19 protein-coding genes are annotated in these 23,118 nt (G+C 63.3%); 5 read left to right on the top strand and 14 right to left on the bottom strand.

Annotated elements, in window-relative coordinates:
* Positions 1 to 48: 48 nt before the first annotated feature.
* The 6 genes from BX591_RS24725 to BX591_RS24700 form a co-directional block, all read right to left on the bottom strand.
* On the bottom strand, positions 49 to 312 hold the full coding sequence (locus tag BX591_RS24725; protein ID WP_111933933.1) for a hypothetical protein: 264 nt from the start codon (positions 310 to 312) through the stop codon (positions 49 to 51).
* 109 nt (positions 313 to 421) lie between these two features.
* Positions 422 to 1,078 carry a sarcosine oxidase subunit gamma gene (locus BX591_RS24720; protein ID WP_111933931.1) on the bottom strand — a complete coding sequence of 219 codons (657 nt, stop codon included), beginning with the start codon at positions 1,076 to 1,078 and terminating at the stop codon, positions 422 to 424.
* A complete protein-coding gene (locus BX591_RS24715) occupies positions 1,068 to 4,070 on the bottom strand; it encodes a sarcosine oxidase subunit alpha family protein (protein ID WP_111933929.1) in 3,003 nt (1,000 codons plus the stop codon). The genes BX591_RS24720 and BX591_RS24715 overlap by 11 nt, the downstream gene beginning before the upstream one ends.
* Complete coding sequence (locus BX591_RS24710) at positions 4,067 to 4,381, bottom strand: sarcosine oxidase subunit delta (RefSeq protein WP_111933927.1); 315 nt, start codon at positions 4,379 to 4,381, stop codon at positions 4,067 to 4,069. Before BX591_RS24710 ends, BX591_RS24715 begins: the two co-directional genes overlap by 4 nt.
* Positions 4,382 to 4,401: 20 nt before the next feature.
* A complete protein-coding gene (locus BX591_RS24705) occupies positions 4,402 to 5,646 on the bottom strand; it encodes a sarcosine oxidase subunit beta family protein (RefSeq protein WP_111933925.1) in 1,245 nt (414 codons plus the stop codon).
* A 37-nt stretch (positions 5,647 to 5,683) separates the two neighbouring features.
* Positions 5,684 to 7,078, bottom strand: a complete 1,395-nt coding sequence (locus tag BX591_RS24700; protein WP_111933924.1) for an L-serine ammonia-lyase — start codon at positions 7,076 to 7,078, stop codon at positions 5,684 to 5,686.
* Positions 7,079 to 7,619: 541 nt separating this feature from the next.
* On the opposite strand from BX591_RS24700, the gene BX591_RS24695 reads away from it, so the two are divergent.
* From BX591_RS24695 to BX591_RS24685, 3 genes are all read left to right on the top strand, one after another.
* Positions 7,620 to 8,372, top strand: coding sequence for a hypothetical protein (locus tag BX591_RS24695; protein WP_111933923.1), 753 nt, complete (start codon positions 7,620 to 7,622; stop codon positions 8,370 to 8,372).
* A gap of 4 nt (positions 8,373 to 8,376) precedes the next feature.
* On the top strand, positions 8,377 to 8,958 hold the full coding sequence (locus tag BX591_RS24690; RefSeq protein WP_111933922.1) for a hypothetical protein: 582 nt from the start codon (positions 8,377 to 8,379) through the stop codon (positions 8,956 to 8,958).
* Positions 8,959 to 9,021: 63 nt separating this feature from the next.
* Positions 9,022 to 10,089: a GlxA family transcriptional regulator gene (locus BX591_RS24685; RefSeq protein WP_111933921.1), complete on the top strand. Its 1,068-nt coding sequence runs from the start codon at positions 9,022 to 9,024 to the stop codon at positions 10,087 to 10,089.
* A gap of 54 nt (positions 10,090 to 10,143) precedes the next feature.
* Here the strand turns inward: BX591_RS24685 and BX591_RS24680 are convergent, their stop codons facing one another.
* The 6 genes from BX591_RS24680 to BX591_RS24655 all read right to left on the bottom strand — a co-directional run bounded on the left by BX591_RS24680 (position 10,144) and on the right by BX591_RS24655 (position 17,293).
* A complete protein-coding gene (locus tag BX591_RS24680) occupies positions 10,144 to 11,079 on the bottom strand; it encodes a choline ABC transporter substrate-binding protein (protein ID WP_111933920.1) in 936 nt (311 codons plus the stop codon).
* Between the two features lie 106 nt (positions 11,080 to 11,185).
* The gene (locus BX591_RS24675; RefSeq protein ID WP_111933919.1) at positions 11,186 to 12,184 is read right to left on the bottom strand and encodes a GlxA family transcriptional regulator; all 999 of its coding nucleotides are present in this window, start codon (positions 12,182 to 12,184) and stop codon (positions 11,186 to 11,188) included.
* A gap of 7 nt (positions 12,185 to 12,191) precedes the next feature.
* On the bottom strand, positions 12,192 to 13,094 hold the full coding sequence (choW, locus tag BX591_RS24670; RefSeq protein WP_111933918.1) for a choline ABC transporter permease subunit: 903 nt from the start codon (positions 13,092 to 13,094) through the stop codon (positions 12,192 to 12,194).
* Positions 13,087 to 14,265, bottom strand: a complete 1,179-nt coding sequence (locus tag BX591_RS24665) for a quaternary amine ABC transporter ATP-binding protein (RefSeq protein ID WP_111933917.1) — start codon at positions 14,263 to 14,265, stop codon at positions 13,087 to 13,089. The genes choW and BX591_RS24665 overlap by 8 nt, the downstream gene beginning before the upstream one ends.
* Positions 14,266 to 14,748: 483 nt before the next feature.
* On the bottom strand, positions 14,749 to 16,044 hold the full coding sequence (locus BX591_RS24660; RefSeq protein ID WP_111933916.1) for an MFS transporter: 1,296 nt from the start codon (positions 16,042 to 16,044) through the stop codon (positions 14,749 to 14,751).
* A gap of 139 nt (positions 16,045 to 16,183) precedes the next feature.
* A complete protein-coding gene (locus BX591_RS24655) occupies positions 16,184 to 17,293 on the bottom strand; it encodes a tartrate dehydrogenase (RefSeq protein ID WP_111933915.1) in 1,110 nt (369 codons plus the stop codon).
* Between the two features lie 115 nt (positions 17,294 to 17,408).
* Here BX591_RS24655 and BX591_RS24650 point away from each other — a divergent pair, with 115 nt between their 5' ends.
* Positions 17,409 to 18,329: a LysR substrate-binding domain-containing protein gene (locus tag BX591_RS24650; protein ID WP_111933914.1), complete on the top strand. Its 921-nt coding sequence runs from the start codon at positions 17,409 to 17,411 to the stop codon at positions 18,327 to 18,329.
* 136 nt (positions 18,330 to 18,465) lie between these two features.
* Here BX591_RS24650 and BX591_RS24645 read toward each other — a convergent pair whose 3' ends face one another.
* On the bottom strand, positions 18,466 to 20,181 hold the full coding sequence (locus tag BX591_RS24645; RefSeq protein WP_111933913.1) for a long-chain fatty acid--CoA ligase: 1,716 nt from the start codon (positions 20,179 to 20,181) through the stop codon (positions 18,466 to 18,468).
* A gap of 87 nt (positions 20,182 to 20,268) precedes the next feature.
* Positions 20,269 to 21,042: an SDR family oxidoreductase gene (locus BX591_RS24640; RefSeq protein ID WP_111933912.1), complete on the bottom strand. Its 774-nt coding sequence runs from the start codon at positions 21,040 to 21,042 to the stop codon at positions 20,269 to 20,271.
* A 264-nt stretch (positions 21,043 to 21,306) separates the two neighbouring features.
* Between BX591_RS24640 and BX591_RS24635 the strand changes: the two genes are divergently transcribed.
* Positions 21,307 to 23,112: an acyl-CoA dehydrogenase gene (locus tag BX591_RS24635; RefSeq protein ID WP_111933911.1), complete on the top strand. Its 1,806-nt coding sequence runs from the start codon at positions 21,307 to 21,309 to the stop codon at positions 23,110 to 23,112.
* The last annotated feature ends 6 nt before the right edge of the window (positions 23,113 to 23,118 follow it).

Here is a 23,118-nt window from a genome sequence, read left to right as displayed (position 1 = left end):
TCGTGGTCGGCCGCATCAAGGCAGCATCACGGCGGCATCGAGGCAGCATCACAAGCGCAGCCGTGCACGCGCCGCGCCTGCGATGCGCGAGAGCGCCTCCGCGCTCAGCCGCGCGGCGATCCGTTCGACGTATTGATGATGACGCGCCTCCAGCGGCGCGCCGAGTTGCTGTGCCAGCAGATAGCGGATCAGCGCGATGCGGCGGTGCCGCAGCACGATGCTCTGATCGAGCAGCGCGAGCGCGGCATGCGCATCGCCTTCATGACACGCGCGCTCGGTGAGGCGCGCGGTGACGAGGCGCGTCGACGTCATGGCGAACCGTCCGCTGGCTTCATGGCCGCACGCTCACCTGAGTTCATCCCTGCGCGTTCGTTCATGTTCATGCCGGTCCATTCACGTTCGCGCCCGCGCGCCGCGCGCGTTACGACATCAGCGGCTCGGCCGCGTCGAGCATCATCTTCACGAAGTAGTCCGCAAAGCTGCGGCGTACCACCAGGTCGAAACTATTCGCGCCGGTAGGCACGAGCGTCATCGACGCCTTGAAGTAATGGCTCTGCGCGCACTGCCCTTCGCCGAACAGCTTGGGATGCAGGTCGAGCGGACAGCCGCGCGCCAGCACCTCACGCGTGCGCGTGCCGCTAATTTCAAGCACCGTATAGCCGCTGCCGATATCCACGACCGCGGCAAACACGCCCGCGAACGCGGCACCGAGTTTCGCCTGCAAGGGCGCGCTGCGAGTCGCATCGTGCGCGGTGGCCGAGCGCACCAGCCATTCGTCTGGGCCGAGCCACAGCAGGTCGTAGCCATGGCCGCGCGCGATCGTGTTGGCCTTTTCCGGCGGCCGGCAGCCCAGCACGGTTTCCATTGCGTGCATGAAGGCCGCGTCGCGCGTATCGCCGCGTACGTTCACCAGCTCCAGAAACGGCCGCTCGCTCAGTCTGAACGCGGCGCCGGCCGTCGCCAGATGTTTTTTCAGCAAGGCGTCCGTGCCGACCAGTGGCGATTCCTGCCACACGCTGCTCTGTTTGCCGACCGCACGATCCACGACCGAGCCCGTTCCCCGCGTTTCATTCCACATGTTGACGTGCTCCTTCGCTGTCGTAGAACACCGAACTGGTGATCTTCGCTGCCATCTGTTTGCCGCTCGCGAGCGGAATCGTGAGCGTTTCGCCGATCTTGTCGAGGCCGCCCTTGACGACCGCCATTGCAATCGAGCGTTTCAGGATCGGGCTGTAATAGCTCGACGTAACGTGACCGAGCATCGGCGCGGTGTCGCCCTGGAACGGCCCGGCAACGATCTGCGAGCCCTCCGGAATCACGAACGACGAATCCTCCGCCAGCAGCCCGACCAGTTGCTTGCGGCCGGCCTTCGCGGTGTCGGAACGCGTCAGCGAGCGCTTGCCGAGAAAGTCTTTCGACTTCGCGACCAGCCCGCCCATACCGACGTCGTACGGCGTCATCGAGCCGTCCGTATCCTGACCGACGATGATGTAGCCCTTCTCCGCGCGCAAGACGTGCATGGTTTCCGTACCGTACGGTGTGATGTCGTACTCGGCGCCCGCCGCCATCAGCGCTTCCCAGACCGCACGGCCGACGTTCGCCGGCACGTTCACCTCATAGGCGAGTTCGCCCGAGAAACTGATGCGCATGACCCGCGACGCCGCGCCCGCTACCGTGCCTTCGCGATAGCTCATGAACGGGAACGCCGCGTTCGCGAAGTCGATGTCCTCGCACACTTTCTGCAGCACCTTGCGGCTGTTCGGCCCCACCACGGCGAAGGTGGCCCAGTGATCCGTGACCGACGCGAGCCGCACGCGCAGGTCCGGCCATTCCGTCTGCAGCCAGCGTTCGAGCCACGTCAGCACACGCGCGGCGCCGCCGGTCGTGGTCGTCATCATGTAGTGCTGGTCGGCGAGGCGCACCGTCACGCCGTCGTCGAAAATCATGCCGTTTTCGTCGAGCATCAGGCCGTAACGGCACTTGCCGACTTCCAGCTTGCTCCACGGATTGGTGTAGACCCAGTTCAGCAGTTTCGCCGAATCGGGACCTTGGATGTCGATCTTGCCGAGCGTCGACGCGTCCAGAATCCCGACGCTCGTACGCACCGCGAGCGATTCGCGCGCCACCGCGGCGTGCAGGTCCTCCCCCCCCTTCGGGAAATACCACGGCCGCTTCCAGTTGCCGACATCTTCGAAAGCCGCGCCGTTTTCCACGTGCCATTCGTGCACCGCGGTTTTGCGCACCGGGTCGAGAAACTCGCCCAGCTCGCGGCCGGCGAAGGTGCCGAACGTGACCGGCGTGTAGTTCGGACGGAAGGTGGTCGTGCCGGTCTCGGGAATCGTCTTGCCGAGTGCCTGCGCGAGAATCGCCATACCGTTGATATTGCCGAGCTTGCCCTGGTCGGTACCGAAACCCATCGCCGTATAACGCTTCACATGTTCGACCGATTCGAAGCCTTCGCGGGCGGCGAGGAAAATATCCGCGGCCGACACGTCGTTCTGGAAATCGATGAACTGCTTCGGTCCGCGCGTGGCCAGCTCACGACCGCCGACCAGCCACAGCGGCTCCATTTTCGCCTCGGTGATTTCGGCCACCTGCACCGGATTGGGCCGCGTCACGATGAAGCCGGCCGCGCGTGCCGCCTCGATGCCGGCGTCCATCGCAAAGCGGATGCTCTGGCCTAGCGTGAAGTCGCCCGCGCAGGCGCCGACGCTGGTCTCCGGCTGCATGGCCTTGCCCGGCACGAAACAGGCCTTGTCGTCATGCCAGTGCGCCTTGCCGCCCGATTGCGCGAACAGGTGCAGCACGGGGCTCCAGCCGCCCGACATGGCCAGCAGATCGCACGGCAAATCGCCCTGCCTGGCGCCCAGCTGGCCCTTCGCGTACGACGCCAGTTCCACCGACGCTACCCGCAGTTTGCCGTGCGCCGCCGTGATCGCGACGCCGTTCAATACTTTCACGCCGTAGCGCCGTGCCAGCGCCGGCAACGTGCCCTTCGATTCGCTCGCGCGCGGATCGATCACCGTGACCTGGGCACCGGCCGCTTTCAGGTCGAGCGCGCATTGGTAGCCGTCGTCGTTATTCGTGAACACGACCGCGTTACGGCCCGGCAGCACCGCGTAACGATGCAGATAGGTCGACACCGCCGACGCCAGCATCACGCCCGGCAGATCGTTATTGCCGAACACGATCGGCCGTTCGTGCGCGCCGGTCGCGAGAATCACGCGCTTCGCGCGGATTTTCCACATCAGTTCGCGCGTGCCTTTGCGTTGCGTCACCGGCAAATGGTCGGTGAGCCGCTGCGTCACCGTGACGAGGTTGTGGTCCTGATAGCCGAATGCGGTGCTGCGGCACAGGATCTTCACCTCGGGCATCTGACGCAACTCGTCTTCGATCTTGTGCACCCACTGCAGCGCGGGCTTGCCGTCGATCTCCGCGCGGCACGACAGCAGCGAGCCGCCGAGCTCCGGCTGATCGTCGATCAGCGTCACGCGCGCGCCGGACAACGCCGCCGCATGCGCCGCCGCGAGTCCGGTCGGGCCGCCGCCCACCACCAGCACGTCGCAATGCGCAAAGCACTTGTCGTAGCGGTCCGCGTCGTTGTGTTCGGGCGCCTTGCCGAGACCGGCCGCGTCGCGAATCACTTCTTCGTACTTCGGCCAGAACTTGCGGGGCCACATGAAGGTTTTGTAGTAGAAGCCCGCCGGAATGAAGCGCGCGAACTTCTGATTCACCGCCATGCGATCTTTCTCGATGCTCGGCTTCGCGTTGACGCTGCTGGCGACGAGTCCCTGATACAACTCGACTTCGGTCGCGCGTGCGTTCGGCACCGTGTAGGCGCCGGTTTCCAGTTGCACGACCGCGTTCGGCTCTTCCACTCCCGCCGTCACGATGCCGCGCGGCCGATGGTATTTCCAGCTACGCGCCACGAAGTGCACGCCGTTCGCGAGCAACGCCGAGGCCAGCGTGTCGCCCTGATAGCCCTGATACTGGCGGCCGTTGAACGTGAAGGTCAGCGGCATGGCGCGATTGATGCGCCCGCCATTGGGGAGTCGGTCTGTCTGGCTCATTGCGTCTTACCCTCTTGTGCCTGGCCTTCGTTGCCGTCCATTGCAAGCAGCGGCCGCTCGAACGTGTCGTAGCCCTGGATCTCGTAGCTCACCGTGTCGCGTTGCGCCATGAACCAGCGGCGGCATCCTTGCGCGTGCATCCATTGCTCGCGATGCACACCGCGCGGATTCTTGCGCATGAACAGGTAGTCGCCCCATTCTTTATCGGTGAGTTTGTCGGTGTCGAGCGGACGGGCGATATCCGCCTCGCCGCCGCAGGAAAATTCGGTTTCGGCGCGCGGCCCGCACCATGGGCAGTCGATCAGTAGCATCTGATTCTCTCCAATGTCGGTTAATGGGCGACGGCGGCGGCGCCGTGCTCGTCGATCAGATGGCCGGTGTAAAAACGTTCCAGCGAGAACGGCGCGTTCAACGGATGCGGCTCGTCGCGCGCGATGGTGTGCGCATACGCCCAGCCCGAACCCGGCGTCGCCTTGAAGCCGCCGGTGCCCCAGCCGCAATTGAAATACAGGCCTTTCACGTCGGTCTTGCTGATGATCGGGCATGCGTCCGGCGACACGTCCACGATGCCGCCCCACTGACGATTCATGCGCACCCGCGAGAACACCGGGAACATTTCGACGATCGCTTCGAGCGTGCCTTCGATGATCTGGAAACTGCCGCGTTGGCCGAACCCCGTGTATTGATCGACGCCCGCGCCGATCACGAGATCGCCCTTGTCGGACTGGCTGATATACGCGTGCACCGCATTCGACATCACCACCGTGTTGACCACCGGCTTGATCGGCTCGGACACCAACGCCTGCAGCGGATGGCTTTCCAGCGGCAGGCGGATGCCGGCCATATCCGCGAGTGTCGACGTGTTGCCCGCCGCCACCACCGCGACTTTCTTCGCCTTGATGAACCCCTTGGTGGTGTCCACGCCCGTGACCTGGCTGCCGTCGCGACGAATGCCTGTCACCTGACAGTTCTGCACGATATCCACACCCGCCTGATCCGCGCCGCGCGCGAAGCCCCACGCGACCGCGTCGTGACGCGCCACTCCGCCGCGACGCTGGATCGACGCACCGAGCACCGGATAGCGGCTGTTCAGATTGATGGTCGGCTCGATCTCCTTGATCTGCGCCGGCGTGAGGAATTCGGCATCCACGCCGTTCAGGCGGTTGGCATTGACACGGCGCTCCGTGTCGCGCACGTCCTGCAACGTATGCGCGAGATTCATCACGCCGCGCTGACTGAACATCACGTTGTAGTTCAGGTCCTGCGAGAGCCCTTCCCACAGTTTCATCGCTTTTTCGTAGAGCGCGGCGGATTCGTCCCACAGGTAGTTGGAACGCACGATCGTCGTATTGCGCGCCGTGTTGCCGCCGCCGATCCAGCCTTTCTCCAGCACGGCGATATTGCGCACACCGTGTTCCTTCGCCAGGTAATAGGCGGTCGCGAGACCATGGCCGCCGCCGCCGACGATCACCACGTCGTATTCGCGTTTGGGCTCGGGGCTCTTCCACTGACGCTCCCAGTTCTCGTGATACGACATCCCGTTGCGCAACAGGCTGAATATCGAATAGCGGCTCATCGTTGATCCTTGTGGGTGCTGTCTTTCAATGCATTCTTCAACATTCGATGACGTTCACGGCCAGGCCGCCGCGCGACGTCTCCTTGTATTTGGTCTTCATATCCGCGCCGGTTTCGCGCATGGTCTTGATCACGTTGTCGAGCGACACGTAGTGCTGGCCGTCGCCTTTCATCGCCATCCGCGCCGCGTTGAGCGCCTTGATCGCCCCCATCGCGTTACGCTCGATGCACGGAATCTGCACGAGGCCGCCGACCGGATCGCAGGTCATGCCCAGGTTGTGTTCCATGCCGATTTCGGCGGCGTTTTCGACTTGCGTGGGCGTGCCGCCCATCACGGCGGCGAGCGCGGCGGCGGCCATCGAACAGGCCACGCCCACCTCGCCCTGGCAGCCCACTTCGGCGCCGGAAATCGAAGCGGTTTCCTTGTAGATGATGCCGATCGCGGCGGCCGTCAGCAGGAAATCGACGATGCCGGCATCAGTCGACGCGTGCATGAACTTCACGTAGTAGTGCAGCACTGCGGGGATCACGCCGGCCGCGCCGTTGGTCGGCGCCGTGACGACCCGGCCGCCGGCCGCGTTTTCCTCGTTGACGGCCATGGCGTACAGATTGACCCAGTCGAGCATGGAAAGTGGATCGCGCAACGATTCTTCCGAACGTGAGCGCAATTGCGCACACAGGTCGGCGGCGCGGCGTTTCACGTGCATCGGACCGGGCAACTCGCCGCGCACCTTGCAGCCGCGTTCGACACAGGCGGACATGGTGCGCCAGATCGCCAGCAGGCCTTCGCGTACTTCCTGTTCGGGGCGCGACGCGCATTCGTTGCGCAGCGTGACCTGGGCGATCGACAGCCCGGTTTCGCGGCACACGCGCATCAGGTCGTCGCCGGTCCGAAATGGATGCGGGACTTCGGCCCCGGCACGCAGGCCATTGACGCGATCGCCTTCGCGATTCACCACGAAGCCGCCGCCGATCGAGTAATACTCTTTCTCCACCAGCAGTTGGCCGTTTTCGTCGAAGGCCTGGAAGCGCATACCGTTCGGATGCACGATGCCGGACCCCGGCGCGCCTGGCATGAGCTTGCGGAAGAAGCCAAGGTGGTCGCGTTCGTCGAATCTGACGGTGTGTTTGCCGAGCAGCGCGAGGTGTTTCGTTTCGCGGATCGTCTGCAGGCGCGGTTCGATCAGGTCCGGGTCGATCAGATCGGGGAGATTGCCTTCCAGTCCGAGCAGGATGGCTTTGTCCGTGCCGTGGCCTTTGCCGGTTGCGCCCAGCGAGCCGAATAGTTCGATCCTGACGCTACGCACGAAGGTCAGCAGGTTCGCATCTTCGACGTGCGAGGCGAAGCGACAGGCGGCGATCATCGGGCCCACGGTATGGGAACTCGATGGGCCGATGCCAACCTTGAACAGATCGAAGACGCTGACGTTCATTTGCGGGCCTTGTTGTGCGCTTTATGCGGTCGGGTTTGGGGTGGGTGTATTGCAACTCACACTGGTTTTGGTCGATAGAATAAAAACGCCATTGGCGTGGGATGGGGTCGTCAGGGGGCGTTATCCCCCCTTGCGCTACGCGCTCGTCACACTGGTCGGCACTGGTCGGCACCGTTGCGGCCTGTCGCGCGACCTCCCATCGACACTACTTTCTCCTTCTGTCTTTCTGCATGCCTGGCGTGCTCGCCGACGCACATCGCTCTCTCGCTGAACGCGGCCGCAGTCGAAGTGCAATTTGGGAGTCGTCCGATTCTTCCTCGATTGCACTGTGCCTTACGGTTTATCGCGCGATCCGAACCTTTTAATCATGCGATCGACATAGGAGGCACAGCAAGACAATGACTAGTCGACGACTGTTCCTTCAGGCCGCAACATTTTCATCCTTGGGCGCGATCTCATCGGCGGCGCGAGCCGCGCCGGCGGTCAGTGCGGTCGTGGACAGTATCGCGCCGTGGGACAACGAATCGAGAGCTCAATAAAAATGGCAAAGTCCGAATTTGCGGTTCAAGTGCTGGAAGCCGGGTCAAATAATATGAACACGTATCAGACGCTGATCGACGCAGTTCATAGCGGTTCAGATCCGCTTTCGATTGTGCAAAACACTGTGGGTGTCGTGGCGGTCGTCACGAATATCGCTCCGATGCTCCAGCCGGTCAGAATCATTTCCAACGGTCTGGTGGCTACAACGGCCATGGCAAAGATCGCGGCTGACTGGTCCGATCCAAAGAAACGGGTTCAGCCCGGCGACGTGCTGACCCTGGTCTCCGCATCCGGGCTGATAACGCTTCAACTTCTCGTCTGGGCGGAAATCGGTGAAGGCGTTGCACTAACGGTGGCGGCAGTAGCGCTCGCTGCAGATGTGCAGGCAGCAATTAAACCTTACCTTCCCGCGCTGCGATTCTGGCTGGCAAACGTCATCGAAAGAGTGTTACCCATCTCCGATCCAATCTCGACCGCCAGTTCATCACTCTATTGGGCGAGTATGCCGACATATACCGGCTACTCTCTGGCTACCTACGACGAAATTCTCACGCAAAAAGGTTTGTTCGTCTGCTTGAGCGACAAAGGTAGGACCGGGTCCCTGGCCATCGACTCGACACCCGTGCCCGGCAGCCTGACTCCGGTTAGCGAAGATGCATATAGAGAAAGCTATTGTCGTTACCTGAGCGTCAAGCAGGGATGGAGCGATATGGTGAGCGGAATGGACTATTGCAAAAACGTCACCGCCCGATAGAACAATGCCGCCTTCGCCTACCCGAATCAAAATTGCGTTATCAGCCTGGTTGATCGCCGCCGCCCTCGAAGCAGGGATCGTCGTTGGGCTGATTCATTGCCGGCTATTGTCGCGGATCAGCGCGGCAACGCTGCTGCTCGCGGTTTGGATGCATGCGCTGATCTTTGTACAGGGCTCGCGACGACGCAAGTGGGCGTACGGCGCATTGGCCGTGCTTACGCCACTAAGCCTGCTTTGGTGGCCCCTCGGCAAGCCATTACTGATAGGTCTGGGCGACTCGTCCTTTCCGGTCGTCTTTACACTCATCTCGCTACGTTTCGGCGCGCTAGCGCTAATACGCGCGCAGGCGTCGCAAGCGTGGATCGAGTCGCACACGAGCGGCGCTGCATTCTGGCTTTCCCGCAAGCCGTCAATCGTGCTGGGCATGCGCGAAAAATTAATTCAAGTGCTCGCCGCGATTCTCCTTGGGCCGGCGTTAATCGGCTACGTGACGGGATGGAGCAGGCCGGTGGCTCTGGCGCTTGTTGCCGCGTCGACACTACTCGTCGCCCTATCGCTATTTTTGGCGAGAAAGCGGGCACCGTAGCCCGGACAGACAAAAAACCAGATGCTATGCTTGCCCCAACAAAGCAACCCCCAAACCGCAGGCATGCACCCACTTTCTTCCGCCGACGCCACGCCCAAACAACGCATCCGCTTCGGCATCATCCTGCTCCCCAACTTCACGCTGACGGCATTCTCCGGCTTCGTCGATCTTCTGCGCCTGTCCGCCGACGAAGGCGACTTCAGCAAACCGGTTCGCTGCTCGTGGAGCGTGATAGGCGAAACCCTCGCGCCCGTGCGAGCAAGCTGCGGCATCCAGATCACCCCGTGGGAGACTTTCGACAACGCCGAGCCCTTCGACTACGTCGTCGTGGTAGGCGGTTTGCTGCATTCAGGCCCAGCGGCAAACGACGCAACTCTCGCGTTCATCCGCCGCGCCGCCGCGACCGATGCCACCCTGGTCGGCATGTGCACCGGCGTGTTCTCGCTAATGCGAGCCGGCGTACTCGAGGGTCACCGCATCTGCGTAAGCTGGTTTCACTACTGGGATTTCATCGAACGCTTTCCGTCGGTCAATGAAGAAGCGCTGGTTGCCGATCGGCTGTTCGTCATCGACCGCAGACGTATTACGTGTTCCGGTGGACGCGCCTCGATCGACGTCGCCGCCGCGATCCTGTTGCGTCACTTCGAAACCGCCACGGTTCAGAAAGCGCTGCGCATCCTGCTGGTCGACGACATGCAGAAAGGCAACGCGCCACAACCGCATCCGCCCGGCCTCGCACCCGCCGCACATCCGAAAGTGAAACGCGCGATTCTGCTGATGGAACAGCACGTGGGCCGCTCGCTGTCGCTCGATGAACTGGCCGGCAAGCTCGATCTCTCGCCGCGTCAACTCGAACGTCTCTTCAAGGCGCAAACCGGCAAAGCGCCGCAGGCCTACGCGAAGCAGGTCCGTTTGCGCACCGCTGCCTGGCTGCTGACAAGCTCGGACAAAACCGTCGCCGATATCGCATCGAGTTGCGGCTTCTCCGACGCATCGCATCTGGGCCGCGAATTCCGCAAGCAATTCGGCTTGCCGCCAATGATGTATCGCGAGCAACGCGGCACGGCGGAAGCCGTCGACGACGGCGCCGGTTACGACGAAACGTTCCCGGGCCGCGCCCAGGCCATTTGAAGCACGAACGGCTTTCGCGCCGCCCATGCAGCGCGAAAGCCGTTCAATTCAAAGTCACTGTCCCGCTACATACGCCTTCACCGCCGGCAAGCCGTCCTTGCCATCGAACGTCTTCACCCCCGCGAGCCACCTGTCCAGCACCGCCGGGTTCGCCTTCAGCCAGTCCTTCGCGGCTTTGTTCGGGTCGGTCTTGTTCATGATCGGCAGCATCACGTGGTTCTCGATGTCGGTCGTGAAGTGCAGATTCGACACCAGCTTCGCCACGTTCGGACAACGCGCCGAATAGTCGTTCGGCACCACCGTCAACACGCGCGCTTCGCCATAGTTCGGGCCGAACACCTCGTCGCCGCCGGACAGATAATCGATCTTCATCTGCACGTTCATCGGATGCGGTTCCCAGCCGAGGAACACGATCGGCTTCTTCTCCCGAATCGCGCGGTTGACCTCGACCAGCATGCCCGCCTCGCTCGATTCGACCAGCTTGAATTTGCCGAGCCCGTACTGGTTGCTGTCGATCATCTTCTTGATCAACGCATTGCCGTCGTTGCCCGGCTCGATTCCGTAGATCTTGCCGTCGAGCTTGTCGTAATTCTTCGCGATGTCGCTGAAGTTTTTGATACCGGCCTGGTATGCGTAATCCGGCACCGCCAGCGTGTATTTCGCGCCGGTCAGGTTCGGCGCGGGCAGGACGGTGAGCTGGCCGGCCTTCCTGAACGGATCGATCATCGGGTCCATGGTCGGCGACCAGTAACCGAGGAACACGTCGATCTGTTTGCTCTTCACGCCGGCGAACGTGATCGGCACCGAGGCGATCGTCTTGGTCGGCTTGTAGCCGAGCCCTTCCAGCACCGTCGACGCCAACCCCGTGGTGGCCGCGATATCGGTCCAGCCTACATCGGCGAATCGCACGTCACGACAGGTCGCGGGATCCGCAGCGAACACAGACGACACAGACAGCGCGCACAACGACGCAGCCCACAAACGTTTCATGGCATTCCCTCAGAGTAGTTGATGCTCGACTGGTTTTATTAAACGGATTCTGTCAGTGAGACTTTGTCTAAGTCGGCGCCTTACGCCGCCTATTTACGCCGACGCTTCACGCCGAAAGTCGCCGCTCGACACTCGGCGCATGCCCGAACTGCGCGCGATACGCCTTGCTGAAATGGCACGGCGAATGAAACCCGCACACCGCAGTGACACGTCCGATCGACGCATCCGTATTGCGCAGCAGTTCGCGCGCGCGACGCAGGCGCAGCGTCAGGTAGTAATGCGTGGGCGACACGCTCAGGAACATCTTGAACATCCGCTGCAAATGCCGTTGCGACAGATGCACGAGCCGCGCGAGTTCGTCGAGCGAGAGCGGCTCTTCGATGTTCGCTTCCATCAGCCGCACCACTTCGATCAATTCCGCCCGCGAAAAGCCGACCCGCGCGTCGACGGGAATGTGCTGATAGTCGGTGGAGCCGCGAATCCGCTCGACGATGAACTGCTCGGACACTTGCGCCGCCACCGCGTGGCCCAGCCGCATGCCGACGAGGTTCAGCATCAGATCGAGCGGCGCGGTGCCGCCGGTGCAGGTCATCCGGTCGCGGTCGATCACGAACAGTTCGTCGGCGAAACGCACGTGCGGGTAGCTCTTGTTCAGTGGCGACATGTCTTCCCAATGCACGGTCGCGCGATAGCCGTCGAGCAGTCCCGCCGCCAGCAGCGCATACGGTCCCGTGCAGATGCCGCCGAGCGGAATGCCCTTGGCGGCCACGTCGCGCAGCAACGCGATCACCGTGTCGTCGACGTAATCGCGCACGTGCCAGCCGGCGCACACGAACAGCACATCCGGCAGGCCGGCTTCGGCCAGCGTCGTGGTGGGCTTCACGGTAATGCCGTTGCTGGCGCGCGCCGGCTCGCCGTCCGGCGTGATCACCGACCAGCGGTAGTGCTCCGCGCGGCCCACGTAATTGGCCATGCGCAGCACCTCTACCGCGCTGGTGAACGCGATCATCGAAAAGTTCGGCAGCGTCAGAAAGCCGACGTGCGCGAGCCCGGACAACGGCGAATCGGCGGGGGCCTCAACCGGTGTGATCGCGTCGCGCTTCATAGGCGGCTCAGCCGTGTTGCGCCGCCGGCTCGCGGCGCACTTTCATCAGACCGCGCAAGCCCGCCAGCAGCGGCGCGCGCGCCATGCCCGGCGCCCGGCCGAAGCTTTCGGTGATACGGTCCAGAATGATCGCGAGCATCACCACGGAGAGCCCGCTTTCGAAACCGAGCCCGATGTCGAGCCGTTGAATACTCGCCAGCACGTCGTTGCCGAGACCGCCCGCGCCCACCATCGACGCGATGATCACCATCGAAAGCGCCATCATGATGGTCTGGTTCACGCCCGTCATGATGGACGGCAGCGCGTTCGGAAACTGCACCTTGTAGAGCAGTTGCCACGGCGTGCAGCCGAACGCCTGCCCTGCCTCGACGATTTCGCGGTTCACGTGCTTGATGCCGAGCGATGTGAGACGCACCGCCGGCGGCATCGCGAAGATCACGGTGGAGATGATGCCCGGCACGCGACCCAGGCCGAACAGCATCGCGGCCGGAATCAGGTAGACGAAGGCCGGCATGGTCTGCATCAGATCGAGCACCGGGCGCACAATCGTCTCGACCGTGCGGCTCTTCGCCGTCCAGATGCCGAGTGGTATGCCGAGCAGCAGGCTGATCAAGGTGGACGACAACGTCAGCCCGAGCGTGATCACCATCTGATCCCAGAAGCCGGTGCTGTAGATCAGCAGCAGCGCGAGCAGCGTGAAGGTCGCGAAACGCCAGCCCACGCGCCACAATCCGATGCCCACGAAAAACGCCATCAGCGCCCACATCGGCACGGCCTGCAGGCCGTGTTCGACCAGCGCGGCAAAGCTCTCGATCACCTTGCCGATGGAATCGAACGTTTTGGCGTCGTGGTCGAGCAGGTAGTGAACGCCGTGATCGACCCAGGCGCCAAGTGGAATGACTTCAGACATGGGAACCTCGATGACGCGTGAGAACATTCAGCACGTTCGTCTTGTTGACCGAACCGCAGTAGGAGCCGTCCGCTTCGACGACCGGTAGCGGCGCGCGGCTCGCCACCACGCGTTCGACCACGTCGTCGAGCGGTGTGGTCCGGCGGATGCATTCGATGTGATTGAGTTGCGGCGACGCGCTGCCCATCGCATCGCGGCATACGAAGCCGCGGAACCTGCGCTCGCCGTCGAGCACGAACGCGTAGTCGGCGCTGCCGTTCAGCGTGGCCGCCACGCTCGACGCGTCGAGCGGCTGCGAGTGCTGCATCAGCGGCACCGCGTCGGTCTGCATCAGGTCGCCGGCCGTCAGATAGCGGCTGGTGTCGATGCCTTCGAAGAATGCCCGCACGTAGTCGTCGGCGGGGTTGGTGATGATCTGCTGCGGCGTGCCGACCTGCACGACCTTGCCGCCTTCCATGATGGCGATGCGCGTACCGATACGCATCGCCTCCTCCAGATCGTGCGACACGAACAGGATCGTGCGCTGCTGCTCGCGCTGCAGATCGAGCAGCACGTTCTGCATTTCCTTGCGTTTGAGCGGATCGAGCGCGGAGAACGCTTCGTCCATGATCATCAGCGACGGGTTGACCGCCAGTGCGCGCGCAAGACCCACGCGCTGCTGCATGCCGCCGGACAGTTGCGCGGGCAACTTCTCCGCGAACGGCGCGAGGCCGACCTGTTCCAGCACGGTCATGGCGCGCCGTTCGCGCTCCTTGCGGCTCACGCCCGCCACTTCGAGCCCGAACGCCGCATTGGACAGCACGGTGCGCTGCGGCATCAGCGCGAAGGACTGGAACACCATGCTCATGTCCTTGCGACGCAACGCCGTCAATTCGGCGCGCGGCACGGCGGCCACGTCGCGCCCGTCGATCAGCACCTTGCCGGCGCTCGGTTCGACGAGCCGGTTGATCAGGCGGATCAGCGTCGACTTGCCGGAGCCGGACAGGCCCATCAGCACGAAAATCTCGCCTTCCTTGACCTCGAACGAGACGTTATGCACACCGACGATCTGACCGGTCTGCGCGAACACGTCCTCTTTCGTCGCGCCGCCGGCCAGCATGTTGAGTGCCTGTTTCGGGTTGGTGCCGAACACCTTGCACAGCCCTTCGACCACGACCTTGGGGGAATTCATTGAATGCTCTCCTCTCCTATTGCTGCAGTGGCGGACGTCCGTCCGCGCCGTGCATACATAGTTGCCAGAAAAAAGTACGCGTTGCCGACTATTTGCGACAGGCACATGTGGAAATGCGACACCTGTGTCGCATGGGAGTCGGCGGCGGATGGCCGGAGCCCTTCTGGGTAAGGGTTTGAGGGGAGACTGGCAGGTTGACGCGGCGTGTCGCGGCAGAGCAAGTCGCGGCGACTCGCGCGAAAAAAACGCGTTTGGAGTCTGCGCCGTGTGGGTTGCGGCAATGCAGCACGCACATCGAAGCGCGGTCGTCCGGTTAAGGCGGACTTAAGGAGAGGCTGCTTATTCTCCGGATACCGACGACTCGCGCGCGGCCGGCAAGCCGTGAATCGCGAGTCGTCGGGCCGCGCGTGGCTCGCGCAGCCGGATACGATCACTCGTGGCGCACGCGGAGCGCGTCCGCCAAAAGTTAGGCTCGCCGCGAGATCACTGCGGCGCGTGCGCCGCCCGATACCCGCGCCGGCCCACCATCAACGCAAGCAGCGCCGACACCGCGAGACTCGCCGCCACCCCATACAAGCCCGCCGCATAACCCCCCGTCACGCTTTTCAACCAGCCGATCGCGAACGGCCCGACAAACCCGCCCAGATTCCCGATCGAGTTGATCATCGCAATGCCGGCGGCCGCGCCCGCACCGGACAGAAACGTGCTCGGCATCGCCCACAGCGGCGCCTTCGCCGCGCTGATCCCGACGTTCACGAGGACCAGCGCCAGCACGACCGCCACCGCCGTATCCGCGACGCCGGCCCACGCCAGCCCGATAGCCGCCGCCACGCACGGAATCACCACGTGCCACGTGCGCTCGCCACGCCGGTCGGAATGCCGCGCCCACCAGACCATGCCGAGCACCGCCAGCACACTCGGGATCGCGTTCAACGCCCCCGTACCCAACGCGCTGAACCCGAACTGGCGGATGATCAACGGCGCCCACAACCCGAGCGTGTACAACCCGGCCGACGTGCCGAAATAAATCATCGCCATGATCCACACGCGGCCATCGCGCAATGCCGCGAGCGCACCCGCCGCGTGCCCGGCCTGCGATTCGCGACCCATGCGCTCATCGCGCAGCGTGGCGATGAGCCAGGCTTTTTCGTCGTCGGCGAGCCAGTTGGCTTTGTCGGGCGAATCGGTGAGCGCTTTCAGCACCACGAAGCCGAGCACGACCGCGGGAATCGCCTCGATGATGAACAGCCACTGCCAGTCCCTCAGGCCCAGCAACGCGGGCATCTGCATGATCGCGCCGGAAATCGGCGAACCGATCGCCGTGGACAACGGCGCGGCAGCCATGAACGCGGCCGCGGCCACCGCGCGCTGGCGAGCCGGAAACCACTGGCTCAGATAGAGGATGATGCCGGGAAAGAAGCCGGCTTCGGCGACGCCGAGCAGAAAGCGCAGCGTATAGAACGAGGTCGGGCCGCTCACGAACGCCGATGCCGCCGACACCAGCCCCCACGTCACCATCACACGGGCAATCCACAGCCGCGCGCCGACCTTGTTCAGAATCAGGTTCGACGGCACTTCGCACAGAAAGTAGCCGAGAAAGAAGATGCCGCCGCCGAGGCCGAACATGGTCGGCGTGAGGCCGAGGTCGTGGTTCATCGTGATCGCCGCAAAGCCGACGTTCACGCGGTCGAGAAAGCTCACGAAGTACAGCAGCATCACGAACGGCAAGATGCGCCAGGTGAGCTTGCGAACCACACGGGCTTGCAATTCGGTGTTCATGTCTTGTCTCCGCTCTATCTCTGCAGGGTGCAGCGAGATCGCCCGTGACGGGTTGCGCCCGGGCGTTATGTTCTCGTCTTGCGCGCTCGGGGCGCACGGTGTTTCAGGTGCTTCGGGTGCTGCGCATGTTGCCGGTGTCTCAGGCGGCTTTGACGTCCGCGGCCGTCGCGCCACCGGCCCCTTCGGCAGCCAGCAATGCACACACCGCATCCGTCACCTGCGCCGTGGTCGCGCTGCCGCCCAGGTCGCCGGTATGCAGCGACGGGTCCGCCGTGATGCGCTCGATCGCGGCCATCAATTGCCGTGCGGCGGCGTCTTCGCCGAGGTGCTCGAGCATCATCACCGCCGACCAGAACGTGCCGACCGGATTGGCGAGCCCTTTGCCCATGATGTCGAAGGCGGACCCATGGATCGGCTCGAACATCGACGGATAACGCCGCTCGGGGTCGAGATTGGCGGTCGGCGCAATGCCGAGGCTGCCGGCCAGCGCGGCGGCGAGATCGCTCAGAATGTCCGCGTGCAGATTGGTCGCGACGATCGTGTCGAGCGTGGCGGGACGGTTGACCATGCGCGCGGTGGCCGCGTCGACCAGTTCCTTGTCCCAGCGCACGTCGGGAAACTCCTGCGAGATCTGCAACGCGATCTCGTCCCACATGACCATGGCGTGGCGCTGCGCATTGCTCTTGGTGATCACCGTCAGCAGCTTGCGCGGACGCGACTGCGCGAGCCGGAACGCGAAGCGCAGAATCCGCTCGACACCGGCGCGCGTCATCATCGAGACATCGGTCGCGACTTCGATCGGATGCCCCTGATGCGCGCGGCCGCCGACGCCCGCGTATTCCCCTTCCGAATTCTCGCGGACGATCACCCAGTCGAGATCGGCCGGCGCGCAGCGTTTCAACGGCGCGTCGATGCCGGGCAGAATGCGCGTCGGACGCACGTTCGCGTATTGATCGAAGCCCTGGCAGATTTTCAGGCGCAGACCCCACAGCGTGATGTGATCGGGAATGTGCGGATCGCCCGCCGAACCGAACAGGATCGCGTCCTTGTCGCGCAATGCGTCGAGTCCGTCGGCCGGCATCATCACGCCATGCTCGCGGTAGTAGTCGCCGCCCCAGTCGAAATTCTCGAACGCGAAGCCGAACGTGTCGCTGCGCGCGGCGATCGCCTCGAGCACGCGTTGCCCAGCGGGTACGACTTCCTTGCCGATGCCGTCGCCGGGAATGGTTGCGATGCGATAGGTTTTCATGGGCGTCTCCGTATGTTGTGAGGGGTTGAGTCGCATCGTAGATCGCCGACGGTCCCTGCAAACGCTGCTAGACTCAAAGCATCCTTAACTTCAGGTTAATAATGGGCCGCTGCGCATGACCGCCTCGATACAACCGGACGACCTCGCCTTCTTTTCCACGCTGGCCGCCAGCGGCAGCCTGACCGCGGCGGCGCGCGAACTCGGCCTGAGTACGGCGGCCGTCAGCAAGCATCTGGCGCAGATGGAAACGCGCGCGGGCGTCGCGCTGGTGAACCGCACCACGCGGCGCATGAGCCTCACGCCCGAAGGCGAGCTGTACCTGACCCGCGCGCGCCGCATCCTCAGCGAAATGGACGATCTCGCGCAGTTGCTCGGCGGCTCGCAGACGGCGCCGAAAGGGTTGCTGCGCGTCAATGCGACGCTCGGTTTCGGCCGCAGCCATGTGGCGCCGCTGATCTCCCGTTTCGTGCGGCGCTTTCCGCAAGTGGACGTGCAACTGCAACTCTCGGTCGACCCGCCGCCCATCAGCGAAGACGCGTTCGACGTGTGCGTGCGTTTCGGCGAACCGCCCGACGCGCGCGTGATCGCCCGCAAGGTGGCGCGCAATCGCCGCCTGCTGTGCGCATCGCCCGCGTATCTGGCGGAGCGGCGCGCGCCGCGCAGCCCGGCCGAATTGGCGCAGCACAACTGCATCGGTATCCGTCAGGGCGACGACGGCTACGGTCTGTGGCGGCTCACCAGCGGACGCGGCGCCACGGAGAAAACCGAAACGGTGCGCGTGCGCGGCAACCTCACCACCAACGACGGCGAAATCGCCGTGAAGTGGGCACTCGACGGCCAGGGCATTCTGATGCGCGCGGAGTGGGATATCGCCGACTATCTCGCCGACGGCCGGCTCGTTCACGTGCTGCCCGACTACCGCACGCCCGGCGCGGATATCTACGCGGTGTACCCGCAGCAGTTGCAGATGACGGCGCGCGTCAAGGCGTTCGTCGACATGCTGGTCGAGACGCTCGGGGCGCGCAAGTCGCCGTGAACAGCTTTTACATACGTCCGGTGATAGCTCTGCAAGGCAGAACCATCCGATTGACTGCATATGCACTGATTCAAGCCACGCTGGCTCGCGCGTATGGGTTCGGCTATGTCGACGAGTCAGGTCATTGCGGTGCGACTCAATTGCCGTTACCGTTCCCATTGCCGCTGCCGCCACGCGCCGCCGTGCGCGCCGCGTCTTCCTCCTGCAACTTGCGCCACAGAATCTTGCCGCTGCCGGATTTCGGCAACGACGTCACGAACTCGACGATACGCGGCGCCTTGTAGGGCGCCATCTGCTCATGCGCCCAGTCGATAATCTCCTGCCCGGTGATCGTGCCGGCATGCGCTTCGTCGGGAACTACCAGCGCCTTCACCGTCTCACCGCGCTTCTCGTCTTTCACGCCGATCACGCAGACCTCGTGAATCGCCGGATGCCGGTACATCAACGCCTCCACTTCGGCCGGCCACACCTTGTAGCCGGACGCGTTGATCATCCGCTTCAGACGGTCGGTCATGAAGAAGTAACCGTCTTCGTCGATATGACCCAGGTCGCCGGTGCGTAGAAAGCGCTTACCGTCGAGTTCGACGAACGCTTCTTCCGTCGCCTTCGGATTGCGCCAATAGCCTTGCATCACTTGCGGCGCGTTCACCACGATCTCGCCGGTCTCGCCTTGCGGCAATTCCTGCAACGAGGCCGGATCGATCACGCGTGAATCCACGTCGAACACGGGAATGCCGAGGCACTGCGCTTTCGGACGATGCGGCGGATTGATGTGCGTGCCCGCAATCGTTTCGGTCATGCCGTAGCCTTCGACGTAATCGAGCCCGGTCAGCGCCTTGAGCTTCCTGGCGATCGCGTCGGGCATGGCCGCGCCGCCGCCGCGCGCGCCGCTCAGGCTCGACAGGTCGTAGTCGCCGAGTTTCGGGTTCGACAGAAAGTCCACCATCATCGTGGAGATCGACTGCCACGCGGTCACGCGATAGCGTTGCATGCATTGCGCGGCGGTTTCGCGATCCCAGCGCGGCATCAGCACGATGGTCGCGCCGGAATAAACGGCGGCGTTCATGCCGCCCTGCATGCCGGTGACGTGAAACAGCGGCAACACGGAGAGATAAACCCCATCCGAAGGCGCCGCAAACCACACGCAGCCGCCCAGCAAGGTACTCATCACGCTGCGATGCGTGTGCATGCAGCCTTTCGGTTTACCGGTCGTGCCGGACGTGTACGGCATCACGCACAGGTCGTCGGCGCGGCTCGTGAGCGGTCCGGGCGCAAGGCGCCGATCGAGTACGTCCTGCCACGGCGTGACAGCGGGAATAGCGAATGTCTTGCGCGGCGCCGCGACGAATTCCGGCACGGCAATCGGCGAAGGCCGCTTCAGATAATCGCTATAAGTAGCGACGATGGCGTGCTCGATCCCCTGCCCCGGCCCGTTGCCGATCAGTGGCTCGACATTCGGGAACAGACACTGCGGCACGATGATCGTGGTCGCCCCGCTATCTTCGACATAATGCGCCAGCTCGGCGCTCAGGTTCATCGGGTTGACCGGCACCACGACGGCATTCGCCCGCAGAATACCGTAATACGCGACGATCCATTGCGGACTGTTCTGCATATACAGCAACACCCGGTCGCCGGCCTCGACGTGGCACTCATGCTGCAGAAAACCCGCGACCCGTTCGGCCTCGTCCTTGAATTCGGCGAACGTGATGGGTGTGTCGTAGAAAACGATGAACGGCTTGTCGGGAAAGCGCGCCGCCGAGACCTCGGCGTTATAGAACAGATTGGTTTCCGGCAGCGTCAGATGCAACGGCACTTGCGGCGGCCAATGCGGATGATGAAGTTGATTCATGACGTCTCCTGTCGACCGGATTCAACGCGTCAGGCGCTGACGCCGGTCCCATGCAAGATTGACCACGTTGCGCATCGAACCCGCCGCTTACACGATGATCGACCCACCATCCACCGCGAAATACTGGCCGGTGATATGACGCGACGCTTCGCTCGCGAGAAACACAATCGGCCCCTTGAGATCGTCGTCGCCGCCCAGGCGCTGCAACGGCGTGCGCGAGACGATGGTGTCCTCGAGTTGATCGAGCAATCCCGCCGACATCTTCGACGGGAAAAACCCCGGGCAGATTGCGTTGACGTTGATGTTGTACTTGCCCCATTCGGCCGCGAGCGCCCGCGTGAAATTGATGGCCGCGGCCTTCGACGTGTTGTACGCAATCGTATTCATGCCGGGCGGCGAACCCTTCAGGCCGGCCACCGAAGCAATGTTGACGACCTTGCCCGCGCGCCGCGGAATCATGCTGCGCTTACCCACTTCACGCGCGAGAAAAAACGGCGCGTTGACGTTCAGGTTCATCACCTTGTGCCACGCTTCGTCGGGATAATCTTCGGCGGGTGCGCCCCACGTCGCGCCCGCGTTGTTCACCAGAATATCGATGCGGCCATGCACGCCCAGTACTTCATCGACCAGCCCCGGAATACCCTCGAAACGCTGCAGATCGTTGACGACCGTTTGCACCTCGATACCGCGGCTCTGCAGATGGGTTTGCGCTTGCACCAACTCATCCGCCTTGCGCGCGGTGATGGCCACACGGCAGCCCATTTCGCCGAGCGCTTCGGCCATTTGCAAGCCGAGTCCGCGTGAGCCGCCGGTGATCAACGCAACCTTGCCGTCCAGTTGAAACAGGTCTTTCACAGACATCCTATGCTCCTCCATTTGTTCTGCAATGCAGATTGGTATTCCAGTTTTTCGACCATCATACGTGCCGAAATTCGGCCTGTAAATAAAAGCACGCCCATTCACTTTTACTATAGACTGGCATGCGATCGTTGATCGGCGGATGATCGGGACTTACCCGAATACCGCGCTTTTCCATCGCGCTGTGCAACGACATGGCGACGTGTTTTTCGCCCACCATGTCTAGCTGTTCTGCATAGCGGCTTATCTCCGAACAGGTCTTCTCTCATGCAAGATGCGCTGATCATCAACTCGCGAGATCTGGAGTTCCAGTTGTTCGAGGTGCTCGAGGCCGAGACGCTCACACGCCGCGCGCGGCACGCGGACCACAGTCGCGAAACCTTCAACGCCGCGCTCGATACCGCGCACGCGGTCGCCGCCGAAAAGTTCGCCACGCACAACCGGTTGTCCGACGAACACGAACCGCAATTCGACGGTGAGCGGGTCACCCTGCCGGCCGAAGTGAAAGAGGCGCTGGACGCATTGCGCGCCACCGGTTTTCTCGCTGCGGGCAAAGACTACGAATGGGGCGGCATGCAATTGCCGTCGGTGATTTCATTTGCCTGTCTGTCGCTCTTCAAGAGCGCCAACATTGCCACCTCGTCTTACGCAATGCTGACCACGGCGAATGCGAACGTCATCGAGCGTTTCGGCAGCGCGGCGCAAAAGCGCAAGTACTTGCAGGCGTTATTCGAAGGCCGCGCATTCGGCACCATGGCGCTCACCGAACCGCAAGCCGGTTCGAGCCTGTCCGATCTCGTCACCAGTGCCACGCTCAACGCGGACGGCACTTATTCGATTCGCGGCAACAAGATCTTCATTTCAGGCGGCGACCACGAGTTGAGCGAGAACATCGTGCACCTCGTGCTCGCGCGGATTCCCGGCGGGCCGCCGGGCGTCAAGGGCATTTCGCTCTTCACGGTGCCGAAGTACCACGTCAATGAAGACGGCAGCCGCGGCGCGCGCAACGACGTCGCGCTGGCAGGGTTGATTCACAAGATGGGATGGCGCGGCACGACCTCGACCATGCTGTCGTTCGGTGAGCATGGCGAGTGCATCGGCGAACTGGTGGGCGAACCGCATCAGGGTCTCGCCTGCATGTTCCACATGATGAACGAGGCGCGTATCGGCGTCGGTCTTGGCGCGGTGATGCTCGGCTACCGCGGCTATCTGGCGTCGCTCGACTACGCGCGCGAACGGCCGCAAGGACGCCGCCCGGACAACAAGAACCCGCTCGATCCGCAACTGCCGCTGATCGAACATGCGGACGTGCGCCGCATGCTGCTGGCGCAAAAAGCCTATGTGGAGGGCGGCTATGCGTTGTGCCTGTACGCGGCGCGTCTGGTCGACGAACAGAACACCGGCGAGAGCGACGCCGCGCGCGCCGAAGCGGGCCTGCTGCTCGATCTGCTGACGCCGGTGGTGAAATCCTGGCCGTCTCAATGGTGTCTCGAAGCGAACAGCCTCGCGATCCAGATTCACGGCGGCTACGGATATACGCGTGAATATCCGGTCGAGCAGTTCTATCGCGACAACCGTCTGAACCTGATTCACGAAGGCACCCACGGCATTCAGGCCATCGATCTGCTGGGCCGCAAAGTGGTGATGAAACAGGGCGCCGCGCTCAGGCAACTGGAACGCGAGATTCAACGCACCGTGGAGGCCGCGCAGGCTCATGCGCCGCTGCAAGCGCATGCGGACGCGTTGAGCCACGCCTGGCGCGAATTGACGGAAACGGTGGCGGCGTTATTGCCCACGCTCGCCCACGAAAGCGAACGCGCGCTCGCCAATGCGAATGCTTTTCTCGAAGCATTCGGTCATATCGTGATGGCGTGGATGTGGTTGCGGCAGGCAGTGGTTGCGAGCGCCGCGCTACCGAAGGTGAGCAACACGGCCGACATGGACTTCTATCGCGGCAAGCTGCATGCGTGCCAATGGTTCTTCCGGTGGGAATTGCCGCGTGTCTCGCTGATGCTCACCACGCTGCGCGCTCTGGACGACACCACGCTTGGCATGGCGCCGCGGTGGTTTTGATGGAGT

The organism is Paraburkholderia bryophila (assembly GCF_003269035.1).
Classification (GTDB): Bacteria; Pseudomonadota; Gammaproteobacteria; order Burkholderiales; family Burkholderiaceae; genus Paraburkholderia; species Paraburkholderia bryophila.
Note: the sequence above shows the minus strand (reverse complement) of the source record. Positions and strands in the feature narration are given on the sequence as shown.